Raw genomic sequence first — 14,258 nt, 5'->3', positions numbered from 1 at the left:
GATGTGCCTTACGGAAAGTTGACATGAACGGCCTGCAAGGCGCGTTGATCTATCTGCGGCTCGGCGCGGCGCACCACATCATCCGCGTAAATGGTGAACAGGTCCTGTGCGAGAGCCTGATCCATCTGCGCCCCCAGCTGGCTGAGCAAGGCAACGTTTTCCGCCGCATCCGAAGCGGGGTTGATGGCATCAAGACGTACAATCACCACTGAATCCTCATTCGGCAGAACCCGGATTTCACCAATTTCCATGTCAAAGACATCGGACATAAAACCGGCAGGAGTATTGGTGATAAAGGCGTTGCGCCGTTGGTCGGTCTCTATCACCGCATCCAGGCCAGCGGCCTCAAAGCCCACGGCACCGTCCAGTGTCGGCACCAGCGCTTCGGCCTGTGTGGTCAGAGCCGCGAGGGTCTGTTCCATGCTAAGGGTTGCACGCACATCTTCAAGCGCATCCTCGAACGGGTTGACCCGCGCGGGAAGTTCTTCATCCAATCGCATGGCAAAGATGCTGCCGTCCTCAAGCTGTTGGATCTTGGCGAAATCACCGGCCTGCAAGTTGCGCGCAGCCTCGCGGAAGTCGACATAGGCCGCGATATCCTCGCTTGAATCCGCGTGCCAGGCGATGCTGCCCAATGTCATTTTGGTTTCATCGGCCAGTTGTTCCAGTGTGGCACCGCCGGCCAGCTGATCGTCAAGGTCCTGCGCACGGGCCTCAACGGCGCGTACTGCACGGGCCAGCGCCAGCTCTTCCTGCAGATCGCCCCGTGCATCTTCAAAGGCGATGGCCTGCGCAGGCAGCACGCCGTTTACACGGAACAGGGCAGGCCCAAGCGGCGTGGGCAGCGGGCCGACCACTTCGCCAACAGCGGCACTGAACACGCCCTCACCAGCGGCATCAAGCTCCAGCCGGCCAACGTCGCCAAGGTCGATGTCCGCAAGGGTCAACCCGCGGTCCTCCACCAGATTGCGAAATCTTGTGCCGCCGACTTCCAGGGCTGCTGCGGCCTGATCGGCAGTTTCCTGATCGGGAAAGACCAGACGTTCAACCAGACGCCGCTCTGGCTGGTTGTAGACATCGGCGCGGGCATCATATTCGGCCCGCAGCTCTTCTTCGGGGACCTCGACCTCGTCAATCATCGCATCCGGCGTCAGCAGCGCATAGGTGATCATTTTAGTGTCGGGCAGCATGAATTTATCATTGTTTTCATCGTAGTAGCTGTGCAACTCGGCTTCATTCGGGACGGGTAATGGGGCGGTCAGGCTTTCGGCCTCCAGCAGGCTCCAGGTGAAATCGCGCTGTTCACCAACATAATTCACCAATGTCTCGGCATAGGTTGCGGGCATTTTGACGCCCCCCAAAACCGCGCCTTGCAGCAGGGTGCGCGCCGCTTCTTCGCGCAGGGAGATTTCAAACTCTGCTTCGGACACGCCACCCTGTTGCAGCGCAAAACGGTATCCTTCTCGGTCGAATTCGCCGTTTACCCCCTGAAAAGATGCGATTTGCAGGATTTCATTGCGCAGGGCCTCATCGCCGATGGACAGACCAAGCTCGCCGGTTTCGTGATCCAATGCGCGGTTGCGCACCAGACGTTGCAATACAGCGCGGTCAAGGCCGATTTCCTGTGCGCGGGCAAAGGGCAGGGGCTGTCCGGTCTGGCTTGAGATTGCCTGCATTTCGTTTTGCAACTGGCGGGCATAGCTGTCGACGGGGATGGATTTGGTACCCACGGTGCCGATGCTGCGGATATTGCCGCTGAGGTTGGCCGCGCCAAAGCCGCCCAGACCGATGAACAACAGACCCAATAGGATCCACATGGCGATTTTGCCGATGCCGCTGCGTTTTGCCATGGGTCGTGTCCTTATCTGCGTTTCAGATCAGTTGTCTAAGCGCTGTCGCTCTGGGGGGCAAGGGGGCGTGGTCCCGCCTGCTAGAGCGTTTCCAATGCGGCGAGCCGGTCAAACAGATCAGCAATGCCGGCTGCGTCAAGATTGGCAAAGGCAATGCGCAATTGCGCGTCGCCGTCGCGGGCCTCTGCGGGGTAGAACATGGTGCCCGGCAGGCAAAGGATTGAAGCGGATTTAACCAACGCCGGGGCCACCTGCGCCGAGGATTTGGCAAAGGGGTGGTGCATATAGGCAAAATAGCCGCCGAGCCCCAGAAGCCGCCAGCCCTTGGTGGTAAGTTTGGGCAGGTTTTCGGTAATGGCCGCGCGGCGGGCGAGGATTTCATCGCGTTCTCCGGCAAGCCATTGTTTCAGGTTCCGCATGCCCCAAAGGGCGGCGTGCTGGCCCAGCTGGCCGGGGCAAATTGCAACTGTGTCGAGAAATTTCTCAACCTCCGCCAGCCGCTCTTCACTGGCGATCATCGCCCCGACGCGGTGGCCGGTCAGCCGGTAGGCCTTGGAGAAGGAATAGAGGTGGATCAGCGTGTCCTGCCAGTCCGGGTCCTGAAACAGGGCGTGTGGCGGGCCGGAGCGGCTGTCAAAATCACGATAGGTTTCATCGACGATCAGCGCGATGCCATGTTTGCGGGCCAGATCAAGGAAGGCCTGCACAAGATCGCTGGGATATTCGACGCCGGTAGGGTTGTTGGGGGTGACCAGCGCGATGGCGCGGGTTTTTCCAGTGATCAGGGCGGCGGCCTGTTCCGGGTCCGGCAGCATGTCGGCACGTACCGGCAGGGCTATGCTGCGCACCCCGGACATGTCGAGCCACATCTTGTGGTTGAAATACCAAGGGGTGGGCAGGATGACCTCATCGCCCTCCGTACAGAGAGTCGCAATGGCAGCGGCGAAAGCCTGATTGCAGCCTGAGGTGATGCAGGTCTGGGCCGCGGTGACGGCCCCTGCGTAATGGCTGGCGGTCTGGCGGGCGAGTTCCGCGCGCAGTTCAGGCAAGCCGAGCACGGGGCCGTAAAGATGGGCGTCGTCATTGCGAAGCGCGGCATCCGCCATGGCCTGACGCAGCGCCTGAGGCGGCGGATCCACCGGGGCGGCTTGGGAGACGTTGATCAGGGGGCGGTCAGCAGGATGGGTGACGCCGTCAAGCCAGCGGCGCGCCTCCATCACGGGAGGGGGGAAGGTGGCGGCGGTACGGGATAAGATCATCGGGCGGCTTCCGGGTGAGAGTGCGGACAGTATATAAGGCCAAAAAGAGGGGGCGGTCGGGTCAGTCCTTGCCTCTGTAGGGTTCGACATACTGAAGCGCCATGTCCCAGGGGAAGAAGATCCATGTGTCCTGACTGACGCCGGTGATGAAAGTGTCAACCTGCGGTTCGCCCTCGGGTTTGGCATAGACAGTGGCAAAATGTGCCTGCGGGTAGAGGCTGCGGACCAGTTCAAGGGTTTTGCCGCTGTCGACAAGATCGTCGATGATCAGAATGCCGGTGCCATCGCCCATCATCTCAGGGTCGGGGGATTTCAGCACTTTGGCGTCGCGCCGGTCATCGGCCTTGCCGCCGCCGGAATGGTAAGAGACCACCGAAATTGTATCAACGGTACGGATGTCCAACTCGCGCGCCACGATCATCGCCGGAGCCATGCCGCCACGGGTGATGGCAACAACGGCTTTCCATGCGCCATTGTCGGGGCCTTTGCCATCCAGACGCCAGGCCAATGCGCGGCTGTCGCGGTGGATTTGATCCCAAGAGATGTGAAAGCCTTTTTCGTGGGGCAGGCGGGTGTCGGACATGGAGTTACCTTTGCAGCAGAAGTTTGAGGCCAAGCCCGCCAAGGAGCAGGGCGGCGATGCGATCAAGCAGGGGTTTGGCGCGCAGATAGCGGGTGCGGGCGGCAGGTGCGCTGAGGATAAAGGCGCAAGCGGTGTAAAACAGTATTTCCAGCGTGAGATGATTGAGCGTAATAAGGGCGATCTCAAAGCCGCTCATCTCTGGTGGAAAGATCACGACAAGCACAGCGGCAGCAAAGAGCACCGATTTTGGATTGCCGAGATTCACCAGAATACCATCCATAAAGGCCCGGCCCTGTGGCCGTGTTGCGGCTACGACAGGGACCTTGGCCCCGCGCCAGGTGGTGATCGCGAGGTAGATCAGATAGGCGGCACCGCCGATCTTGAGAGCGGTAAAGGCCCATGGAAAAATCGCAAAGAGCACGTCCATGCCCAGAAGCGCAGCGAGGGTCCAGAGGCTGGCCATCAGGCCAAGGCCAAAACCGGTTGCAAGACCGGCGTGCCGGCCGTGGGACACGGTGCTGCGCACAGCCATCAGAAAGGCAGCCCCCGGGCTGAGGATCGACAAAATCAGCACGGCATTGAATGCCGCCATATGTGCCAGCGTTAGTGTCATTCCTTGGTCATGTCAGGCGCATCAACCGCCTTCATGCCGACCACATGATAGCCTGCATCGACATGCAGGTTCTCACCGGTGGTGCCGCTGCCCAGATCCGACAGCAGGAACAGGGCGGCCTTGCCCACATCTTCGATGGTGACATTGCGGCGCAGGGGAGAGTTGTATTCATTCCACTTCATAATGTAGCGGAAATCCCCGATGCCCGAAGCGGCAAGGGTTTTGATCGGCCCGGCCGAGATTGCATTCACACGGATGCCGTCCTTGCCCAGATCCTCAGCCAGATATTTGACCGAAGCCTCAAGCGCGGCTTTGGCCACGCCCATGACATTGTAATGCGGCATGACCTTTTCCGCGCCATAATAGGTCAGTGTGACAGCGCTGCCGCCGGGCGACATCATCTTTTCCGCACGCTGCATCACGGCGGTGAAAGAATAGACCGAGATATCCATCGACATGGCAAAGTTGCCGCGGCTGGTGTCGACATAACGCCCGCGCAATTCGCTCTTGTCCGAGAAACCAATCGCATGAACGATGAAGTCGATACCGCCCCATTTTTCCTTCAGGCTGGCGAACAGCGCATCGATCGAGTCCTCATCGCCCACATCACAGGGCAGCACGATGTCGCTGCCCAATTGGGCGGCCAGAGGTCCCACACGTTTCTTCAGCGCGTCCCCCTGATAGGAAAAGGCAAGCTCTGCCCCGGCATCGGCCAGAGATTTCGCAACACCCCATGCGATGGATTTGTCGTTGGCAAGGCCCATGATAAGCCCCCGTTTGCCCTGCATCAGATCGTTCGCCATGCTGTGCCCAATTCTATTAACATTACAGTCCGTTTCGTTTAAGACATTGCGTGGATACCATCAAGAGAGCTGGGCCTTCGCGCAAAACAGGAACGACGTTTTGAAGCGGGTTTTCAACTCTCCTAGGAAAAATCAGCTGTAGGTTGTTGTGATTGCATGGCTTCTATAGCTAATTTGGTAGCTAGGGCGTCATTCGGACGAACCGAGCGCTGAAAATAGAGCAAGAGTGCAAGATGTCTGGTAGAAATGGTAAATTCGGGGGGGACGACCCGTTCGAGATCGTCAAGGGCTGGCTCGCCGAGGCGGAGGCCTCTGAACCCAATGATCCCAATGCAGTGGCCCTGTCCACGGTGGACAGCGATGGCCTGCCGAATGTTCGTATGGTTCTGTTGAAAGAGGTCGAGGCGGATGCTTTTGTCTTTTACACAAACTATGAAAGCCAGAAAGCGCAGGAGCTGGACCAGGCGGGCAAGGCGGCATTTGTTATGCATTGGAAATCACTGCGCCGACAGATTCGGGTGCGTGGTTTAATCAGCCGTGAGGATGGCCCGAAAGCGGATGCCTATTATGCGTCCCGCGGGTTGCAAAGCAGGCTGGGAGCCTGGGCCTCGCGACAATCCCGCCCTTTAAAAAGCCGCTCGGCGCTGATAGCTGAAGTGGCGAAAGTAACAGCAACCAAAGGCATCAACCCGCCGCGACCGCCGTTTTGGGGCGGCTATCGGCTTGCTCCGTTGGAGATTGAGTTTTGGGCTGATGGTGATCATAGGTTGCATGATAGATTCCAATGGCGCAGGGGGTCGCCAGATGCCGCATGGGAGATAGAGCGGTTAAACCCTTAGAATTATAAGATATTTTGTTTTTATAGCTGCTGAAGTGTTCATGGACCGAAGTGGCGCAAGTTTATGGAGTGGCGCGTTCTAGGTGGTGATTTGACGCGTTTAGAAGGTGAAAAGTGAGAGAAGAGAGTTTTAGCAGCGAAGACACGAGCCTCGCGATCTTCGCAGATCAAAGCGCAATTTCGGGCGTTGTAAAATGGTTTGACCCTGTAAAGGGCTTTGGATTTGTCGTGGCTGATTCCGGGGGGCCAGATATTTTGCTGCATGTGAATGTGCTGCGAAACTTCGGGCAAAGCTCTATCGCGGATGGCACTGGCGTTGACCTTTTGGTGCAGAAAACGGAACGCGGGGTTCAGGCAACTGAAATTACCGCAGTGCATCCGGGAGAGGTACCGCAGGGGGCTGTGCTGGCCGATATTGCAGGGTTGGATACCGAAGCGCTGTTGATGGCACCGATTGAACCTGCCCGGGTCAAATGGTTCGATAAATCCAAGGGATTCGGATTTGCCAATGTCTTTGGTAAATCCGAAGATGTCTTTGTGCATATTGAAATTCTGCGCCAGTCAGGCCTATCGGATCTGCAACCGGGGGAGGCGCTGGCGATCAGGGTGATAGAAGGTAAACGAGGCCAGATGGCCGGTGAGGTACAGGCGTGGGAAACGGTACTGCATTCTTCAGACCCGCAGGATTAATCCTTTGGCTCAGCGGGCTCCTGTGCGCAGGGGCGGTTGCCGCTGAAGAATGTCGCAGTGATTCTGTCGATCTGAAGGGGGCGTGGGGCACGGCACGGTTTACTGTTGAAGTGGCGGATGAGCCGGCCGAGCAGGCGCAGGGATTGATGCATCGTACTTCCATGCCCATGGGATCGGGCATGTACTTTATAAACGAACGCCCGCGCCGCACCAGTTTCTGGATGCGCAACACGCTGATTCCGCTGGATATGCTGTTTATCGATGCGCAGGGGGTGGTGAAACACATTCATCACAATGCGGTACCTTTGGACGAAACCGCGATTCCGGGCGGTGATGATATTTTGACAGTGCTTGAGATCAACGGCGGTCTGGCGGCGCGTTTGGGCATAGAAGCAGGCAGTTTCGTACGCCATCCGGCCCATGCAGCACATGCGCCAGTTTGGCCTTGTTGAAAAATCCCGCCGGTCAATGTGATTTAGCACAGATCAGGGCTTTTCATTCCATCGCACAGTGGCTAAAGAAGCCGCAGTCGGAGCGTGGCGCAGCCTGGTAGCGCACCTGTTTTGGGTACAGGGGGTCGGAGGTTCGAATCCTCTCGCTCCGACCACTTTCATCAGAGTTGATATGGGCAAGATACTCCTTGCGCGTGCGGGTCTGCGAGGTTGATATCTGTCGCCGCGTTCTATTTCGCATGCAGTGGTGTTTGGCGCATCCGCAAGCGCAGGACCGCGCCGCGAGATCGCAGGGTACCGCTTCATCTGCCTGCACTCCTTATACATCCTCCATTGTCAAAAGACACATCATCTAGTGGTTGCGTGAAGTTTGTCCGCTTTAGGTGGTGATTTTCCTGCCCAAAGATGTTGCGATTCGGTGCGGCACTCCGGGGCAGCTGTTGCAAAAAGATGATTTCCTCAGGGGCTGCCAAAATTATTTTTTGGGCTTGGTTCCAAAGCGTTTATCCCCCGTTAACCTGTGGATAACTTCACGTAAGACCTGAGCGAACGAGGCTAAACATGCCGTGTCTTTGAGGTTTTTCAAAATTGGCGGGCGTAAAACTCAATGCACGACATTGTGGATATTGAGTGGATGAATCACTGCGCGATGCGTGGCTCAAATTTCGCTTCGCCGGTCAACTGAAACAAAGCTTCAATTTGAAAATAAACGCGTTGACCGAACAGGGGTCTATACGTCAGGTTGTGGGGGCCGAAGATGACGCCACAACATATGGTGGGTAACGCTGAGGGGCGCATCAAGGCACGAGCGCAGGGAAACGACAGTAAGTAACGTCCAAAATCTGCTTATTCCTGACTGCAGAAGCGGTTTGGTATGTGAAATTCGTGTCTGAACCGGCGGTGAAAACGGGTTTGGCTACGCTCCGTGGGCGTGGCCCTAGGTATATAAAGTTAAGACAGAGGCAGCGATAATGAAAATCGAACGCAAATTCACCAAAGCAGGCACAGACGCTTACGCAGAGCTTGATTTCATTTCGACCGTATCCGAGATCCGGAACCCTGACGGTTCTATTGTATTCAAGCTTGATAACGTTGAGGTGCCCGCCAGCTGGAGCCAGGTCGCCAGCGATGTGATTGCGCAGAAATACTTCCGCAAAGCCGGTGTTCCTTCTGCTGTGACTAAAGTGAAAGAAAAAGGCGTGCCTGCGTTCCTGTGGCGCTCAGTGCCAGCCGAAGGCGCGACCATGGGGGGGGAAACCTCCTCCAAACAGGTGTTTGACCGTCTTGCGGGTGCATGGACCTATTGGGGTTGGAAAGGTGGCTATTTCACCACCGAAGCTGACGCGCAGGCCTATTTCGACGAAATGCGTCACATGTTGGCCTCTCAACGGGCGGCACCGAATTCGCCCCAGTGGTTCAACACTGGTTTGCACTGGGCCTATGGCATCGATGGTCCGGCACAGGGCCACTATTACGTTGATTACAAAACCGGCAAATTGACCCGCTCCAAATCCTCTTATGAGCATCCACAGCCGCATGCCTGCTTCATCCAGTCCGTGGGTGATGATCTGGTGGGGGACGGCGGTATCATGGACCTTTGGGTGCGTGAGGCGCGTCTGTTCAAATATGGTTCCGGCACCGGCACCAATTTTTCATCGCTGCGTGGGGCAGGGGAATCGCTTTCGGGCGGCGGTAAATCCTCCGGTCTGATGGGCTTCCTGAAAATCGGTGACCGTGCAGCGGGGGCAATCAAATCCGGTGGCACCACGCGCCGCGCGGCCAAGATGGTGATCGTCGATGCGGATCACCCTGACATCGAAGATTTCATCAACTGGAAGGTGCTGGAAGAGCAGAAAGTGGCCTCTATCGTCGCCGGCTCTAAAATGCACGAGCAGAAGCTGAACCTGATCTTTGATGCGATCAAAGGCTGGGACGGGGCAGCGGCCGATGCCTACGATCCGGCCAAGAACGAGCAGCTGAAATCAGCAATCCGCGCCGCCAAAAAGGTGATGATCCCCGAAACATACGTGAAACGTGTGTTGGATTATGCCAAGCAGGGCCACACCAGTATCGAATTTCCCACCTATGACACCGATTGGGACAGCGAGGCCTATAACTCGGTTTCCGGCCAGAACTCCAACAACTCGATCCGCGTGACCAACGGTTTCCTGACCGCTGTTGAAAAGGACGCCGATTGGGAGTTGATCGACCGTGTGACCGGCCGCGTCAGCAAGACCATCCGCGCCCGTGACCTGTGGGAGCAGGTTGGCCATGCCGCATGGGCCTGTGCCGATCCGGGCATCCAGTACCATGACACCGTCAACGACTGGCACACATGCCCCGAGGACGGCGCGATCCGCGGCTCAAACCCTTGTTCCGAATACATGTTCCTGGACGACACAGCCTGTAACCTGGCCTCGATGAACCTGCTGACCTTCCTTGAAGACGGCGTGTTCAACGTTGAGGATTACATGCATGCCTCACGCCTCTGGACCGTGACGCTGGAAATCTCTGTGATGATGGCGCAATTCCCGTCCAAGGAGATCGCACAGCGCTCCTTTGACTTCCGCACATTGGGTCTGGGCTATGCAAACATCGGTGGCCTGCTGATGAACATGGGCCATTCCTACGACAGCGACGAAGGCCGCGCGCTTTGTGGTTCTTTGACGGCGATCATGACCGGTGTTGCCTATGCCACATCTGCCGAGATGGCGGGTGAGCTGGGGGCCTTTCCGGGCTATGAGAAAAACGCGGACCACATGCTGCGCGTGATGCGCAACCACCGCAACGCTGCCTACGGCAATGCGCAGGGCTATGAAAAGCTGAGCATCAAGCCGGTGCCACTGGATCACGACAACTGCCCGCAGCCGGGTCTGGTGGATGTGGCCATGTCCTGCTGGGACGAGGCGCTGAAGCTGGGGGAGAAGCACGGCTACCGCAATGCACAGACCTCCGTGATCGCGCCCACCGGCACCATCGGTCTGGTGATGGATTGTGATACAACCGGCATCGAACCTGATTTCGCATTGGTGAAATTCAAGAAACTTGCGGGCGGTGGTTACTTTAAGATCATCAACCAATCCGTTCCGGCAGCATTGGAAAAGCTGGGCTATGGCTCTGCTCAGATCGAGGAAATCGTTGGTTATGCGGTGGGCCACGGCACCATCGGCAACGCGCCCGGCATCAATCACACCACGCTGATGGGCCACGGCTTTGGCCCCAACGAGCTGGCAAAGGTCGATGCGGCATTGGCACAGGCCTTTGACATCCGGTTTGTGTTCAACCAGTGGACGCTGGGCGAAGAGTTCTGCACCCAGGTGCTGGGCATTCCAGCCGAAAAGCTGAACGACCCAACGTTTGACTTGCTGAAATCTCTTGGCTTTTCCAAAGCGGACATTGAGGCAGCCAATGATCACGTTTGCGGCACCATGACGCTGGAAGGTGCGCCGCACCTGAAGGAAGAACACTATGGCATCTTTGATTGCGCCAACCCCTGCGGCAAGAAGGGCAAGCGCTATCTCTCGGTGAACAGCCACATCCACATGATGGCGGCGGCACAATCGTTCATCTCCGGCGCGATCTCCAAGACAATCAACATGCCAAATGATGCGACAATTGAGGACTGCCAGAAAGCGTATGAGCTTTCATGGTCCCTGGGGATCAAGGCCAACGCGCTCTACCGTGACGGCTCCAAACTGTCGCAACCGCTGGCCTCAGCATTGGTTGAGGATGACGACGAAGCGGCAGAAACTCTGGAAAGCGGTTCCATTCAGGAAAAAGCTGCCGTGCTGGCCGAAAAGATTGTCGAAAAGATCGTCATCAAGGAGGTCATCAACCGCAGCCGCGAAAAAATGCCCCAGCGCCGCAAGGGGTATACCCAGAAGGCCAATGTCGGCGGTCACAAGGTCTATCTGCGCACCGGCGAGTATGAAGACGGCAAGCTGGGCGAAATCTTCATCGATATGCACAAGGAAGGGGCGGGTTTCCGCGCCATGATGAACAATTTCGCCATCGCGGTGTCTGTTGGTCTTCAGTACGGTGTGCCGCTTGAAGAGTTCGTCGATGCCTTTACTTTTACCAAGTTCGAACCCGCAGGCATGGTGCAGGGCAACGACAGCATCAAGAATGCAACTTCGATCCTCGACTATATCTTCCGCGAGCTGGCGGTTTCCTACCTTGATCGCACCGACCTCGCACATGTGAAACCCGAAGGGGCCACATTCGACGATCTGGGCAAAGGTGAAGAGGTCGAAAACGTCGGCAACCTGTCGGAAATTTCCGAAACCGCCGCGTCGCGCTCCCTTGAAGTGCTGAAACAGATCAGCTCAACCGGCTATCTGCGCAACCGCCCACCACAGGAGCTGGTGCTGTTGCAAGGCGGCATCGACGGTGAAACATTGGCCCCTGAAATCGCCAAGGGTGCGGTTGCGGTCGCCATGGCGTCGACCACATCGGTGGCATCCGGGACGGTTGCATCAGGCTCCGTGTCGCTGGACGCGCGCACCAAAGCCAAGATGCAGGGCTATGAGGGCGAGGCCTGTGGCGAATGCGGTAACTACACGCTGGTGCGCAACGGGACCTGCATGAAGTGCAACACCTGCGGCGGGACGTCTGGGTGTAGTTGAGGGATTGAGGGTTGGGGCCCGAAAGTACCAGTTTCGAGCCCCAGCCTCTCTCTCGTTTCCACGGTGCGGGCGAGAGATGAAGCAGTTCGACCGAAGTCGGTCGACGTACATTGGAAAGAACACGGTCGAAGCTATGGATCAATGACGCACTGAATATCATCCACATTTATTTTGATTCTCTGTGGATCAAATGTGGATAGCTGCCAGCGAGGTATTCTTATGGCTAGCAAAAAGATCACGGTAACGCGTGAAACAACAACCGGTCTTAACACGCACTTCAATGTGCGGGGCCAAGGACAAGTCACACGTGGGGAGCTTTCTAGACAAGTAAACCGCGGAGATCATCCCGGGTATCATACTCGGAAGCTGTCAGATGGTCGAACTATTGTGGCTTCCAATCCCGACGGTTCCGAAAGGAACAATTTGGGGTGAGAAAATGAAGCGCTTCAGCGCTCCATCGATACCGGGTGGGTTCTCGCGCATTGCTTTGCAATACGCTGCCACCCACTTCGCAGCCCCGGCCAAGGCCGGGGCGCGAGACACGGAGCGGATGCGTTCGCTCTGGACGACGTTCAGGCCGCAGGCAAAAACAAACACCGAGCGGTTAACAAATTGAGCTTGAACGGCGAAACTCAGGGGGAACTTCGGTTCTCCCTTTCTTCTTTTCATCCCCGGATTTCCCCAACCTGACCCTGACCCAGACACAACGGGCCGGGGTGCCACGCAACATCGCCGCCAGTTGCCCCTCTTTTTGGCCTTATATCCTGCGGGGAGTCGCGCTTGCGCGGCGGGGCAGAGCCCCATTTTCTCCTACTCTGGCAAATGAATCGTAAACCTCTCGCGGATCGCCCTGTCCAGAACCGGATCAAACCGCGCGCGCGAAGGTGCTGCCAATATCGCTTCTTTGCGCAATGTCGCGTTTGGCACCAGAGCCGGTTTGCCCAGCTCATCCCATTCCTTCGGTGAGGCGCGGTTGCCAAGCGTGGGATAGACATGATCCGTTTCCATCCGGCTTAAGGTCTGGTCGGTCCCAAGGTAATGCCCTGGTCCGCCAAGACAGACCTCGCGCATCTGATCCAGTGCCAGTGTTTCCTCATTCACCTCGATTCCGCGCACACAGCGCAGGGCCTGACCGATGATGTCATCTCCCAAAATCAGCGATTCGTGACAAAACCCCAGCAGGGAGGCATGCATGCCCGCGGCTTCATAGATCATGTTACAGCCCGACAGCCCGGCCATGACATTGGAACACATCTGTTCCCAACCGGCCTGCATATCGGGCATCTTGGCATCGGCAATGCCGGCAGCTGCGCCACCGGGCAGCCCGTAATACCCGTGCATCTGCGCGCAGCCCGCGGTCAGTAGCGCCTGTTCCCCCGATCCGCCCGTCATCGCGCCGGAACGCAGATCGAGCCCAAACGGCCAGGTGCCGAAGATTGCCGGATGACCGGGTTTCACCGCATTGACATAGACCAGACCGGCCAGACATTCCGCCACCGCCTGCGTGATGGCACCCGCCACAGTCGAGGGGGCTGTGGCACCCGCCATGCCTGCGGATAGCAGCAATACCGGCATGCCACCGTCGATACAGGCCTCCATCACCTGACAGGATTCAGTGGCGAATTTCATCGGCGGGACCACGAAACAATTGGAGTTCGACACAAAAGGTCGCTCGCGCCATTTGTCCTCGCCGCCGGCGATCATGTGCAACATCTCCAGCGCCGGAGCGACAAATGCCGGGTCGGTAAAGGAGGTGCCCACATGTTTCATCGTGCCGGAACAACAGCCGTAGATGGTGTTGAGGTCCATCTCCAGATTGTCAGTGATGTCGCGGCAGACCATGGGCCGCTGCAGAAAATGTATGTTATCAAGGACATCCGTGATCCGCGCCGCATCATGCAGATCCTGCACCCCGCATTCGCGATAGCTGTTGCTGGCCACATCCACCAGATGCACCGCTGCACCTGCCGTGCCGTAATGAACACGGTTGCCCGATAGTTCCAGATCATGGGCAGGATCGCGGGCCGAAAGCGTGATGGACCGGTTTGCCTGTGCCAGCATGTCTTCGACGAGGGCGCGGGGAAAGCGGATGCGGCCATCCGCCCCTTCGATGGCGCCGGAACCGGTCAGATGGGCAACACCGGATGGCGGCGCATCCGCCAGCCCGATGGTTTCAAGTGCTTCAAGGGCGGCATTGTGGATTGCCACCATATCCGACTGGGTCAGGGGTTTATACTGTCCGCCTTCCATACCAGGGCGGATCGGTCGCAGATTGGCGGCAAGTGGTTTGGCACGGGCGGCGCGGCGGGCGGCACGGCCACCGCTGCGCGAAAGAGGTTGTTCTGTCATCACATGTATTCCGGTTCACAATGGAAAAAGGGCAGGGCGGTTTACCCCGCCTGCGGTGCCCCCCGTGCCGCGCGCCCGCGTATGGCGCCGATGGTGCGGCAAACCCTTGTGATGATGCAGATATCGACGCGCATAGGCTGACCCTTTCCAAGATCAGCTTGTGCATGGAAAACCGGTGTTTCTGTCCTGTTTACGC

12 protein-coding genes and 1 tRNA gene are annotated in these 14,258 nt (G+C 57.6%); 6 read left to right on the top strand and 7 right to left on the bottom strand.

The features are described from left to right. Nucleotides 1-8 precede the first annotated feature (8 nt). The 5 genes from QQL78_RS08455 to fabI form a co-directional block, all read right to left on the bottom strand. The gene (locus QQL78_RS08455; protein ID WP_284372445.1) at nucleotides 9-1,850 is read right to left on the bottom strand and encodes a peptidyl-prolyl cis-trans isomerase; all 1,842 of its coding nucleotides are present in this window, start codon (nucleotides 1,848-1,850) and stop codon (nucleotides 9-11) included. An 80-nt stretch (nucleotides 1,851-1,930) separates the two neighbouring features. After that, the gene (locus QQL78_RS08450) at nucleotides 1,931-3,109 is read right to left on the bottom strand and encodes an aminotransferase (protein ID WP_284372443.1); all 1,179 of its coding nucleotides are present in this window, start codon (nucleotides 3,107-3,109) and stop codon (nucleotides 1,931-1,933) included. 61 nt (nucleotides 3,110-3,170) lie between these two features. Beyond that, the gene (gene gpt, locus QQL78_RS08445; protein WP_284372441.1) at nucleotides 3,171-3,692 is read right to left on the bottom strand and encodes a xanthine phosphoribosyltransferase; all 522 of its coding nucleotides are present in this window, start codon (nucleotides 3,690-3,692) and stop codon (nucleotides 3,171-3,173) included. A 4-nt stretch (nucleotides 3,693-3,696) separates the two neighbouring features. Beyond that, nucleotides 3,697-4,305, bottom strand: a complete 609-nt coding sequence (locus tag QQL78_RS08440) for a LysE family translocator (RefSeq protein WP_284372439.1) — start codon at nucleotides 4,303-4,305, stop codon at nucleotides 3,697-3,699. Beyond that, the gene (fabI, locus tag QQL78_RS08435) at nucleotides 4,302-5,108 is read right to left on the bottom strand and encodes an enoyl-ACP reductase FabI (RefSeq protein WP_284372436.1); all 807 of its coding nucleotides are present in this window, start codon (nucleotides 5,106-5,108) and stop codon (nucleotides 4,302-4,304) included. Before fabI ends, QQL78_RS08440 begins: the two co-directional genes overlap by 4 nt. Before the next feature lie 215 nt (nucleotides 5,109-5,323). Here fabI and pdxH point away from each other — a divergent pair, with 215 nt between their 5' ends. The 6 genes from pdxH (at nucleotide 5,324) to QQL78_RS08405 (ending at nucleotide 11,713) form a co-directional block, all read left to right on the top strand. Further along, nucleotides 5,324-5,947, top strand: a complete 624-nt coding sequence (gene pdxH, locus QQL78_RS08430) for a pyridoxamine 5'-phosphate oxidase (RefSeq protein WP_284375508.1) — start codon at nucleotides 5,324-5,326, stop codon at nucleotides 5,945-5,947. A gap of 155 nt (nucleotides 5,948-6,102) precedes the next feature. Then, a complete protein-coding gene (locus QQL78_RS08425) occupies nucleotides 6,103-6,636 on the top strand; it encodes a cold-shock protein (protein WP_284375506.1) in 534 nt (177 codons plus the stop codon). Then, a complete protein-coding gene (locus QQL78_RS08420; RefSeq protein WP_284372434.1) occupies nucleotides 6,597-7,088 on the top strand; it encodes a DUF192 domain-containing protein in 492 nt (163 codons plus the stop codon). Before QQL78_RS08425 ends, QQL78_RS08420 begins: the two co-directional genes overlap by 40 nt. A 78-nt stretch (nucleotides 7,089-7,166) precedes the next feature. Beyond that, nucleotides 7,167-7,243: transfer RNA gene (locus QQL78_RS08415), tRNA-Pro, on the top strand. Nucleotides 7,244-7,718: 475 nt separating this feature from the next. After that, a complete protein-coding gene (locus QQL78_RS08410) occupies nucleotides 7,719-7,871 on the top strand; it encodes a hypothetical protein (RefSeq protein ID WP_284372433.1) in 153 nt (50 codons plus the stop codon). A 188-nt stretch (nucleotides 7,872-8,059) separates the two neighbouring features. Continuing rightward, nucleotides 8,060-11,713 (top strand): vitamin B12-dependent ribonucleotide reductase, encoded by a 3,654-nt coding sequence (locus QQL78_RS08405; RefSeq protein WP_284372431.1) that lies wholly within the window; start codon nucleotides 8,060-8,062, stop codon nucleotides 11,711-11,713. Between the two features lie 369 nt (nucleotides 11,714-12,082). On the opposite strand, the gene QQL78_RS08400 is transcribed toward QQL78_RS08405, so the two are convergent. Together QQL78_RS08400 and QQL78_RS08395 are read right to left on the bottom strand one after the other, a co-directional pair. Further along, complete coding sequence (locus QQL78_RS08400; protein ID WP_284372429.1) at nucleotides 12,083-12,382, bottom strand: hypothetical protein; 300 nt, start codon at nucleotides 12,380-12,382, stop codon at nucleotides 12,083-12,085. 141 nt (nucleotides 12,383-12,523) lie between these two features. Next, entirely contained in the window at nucleotides 12,524-14,062 is a 1,539-nt protein-coding gene (locus QQL78_RS08395) for a trimethylamine methyltransferase family protein (protein WP_284372427.1), read from the bottom strand. Nucleotides 14,063-14,258: the final 196 nt, after the last annotated feature.

It is taken from the genome of Sulfitobacter pacificus (assembly GCF_030159975.1).
Lineage (GTDB): Bacteria > Pseudomonadota > Alphaproteobacteria > Rhodobacterales > Rhodobacteraceae > Sulfitobacter > Sulfitobacter pacificus.
The sequence above is the reverse complement of the archived record's forward strand: the minus strand, read 5'-3'. Positions and strand labels throughout refer to the sequence as shown.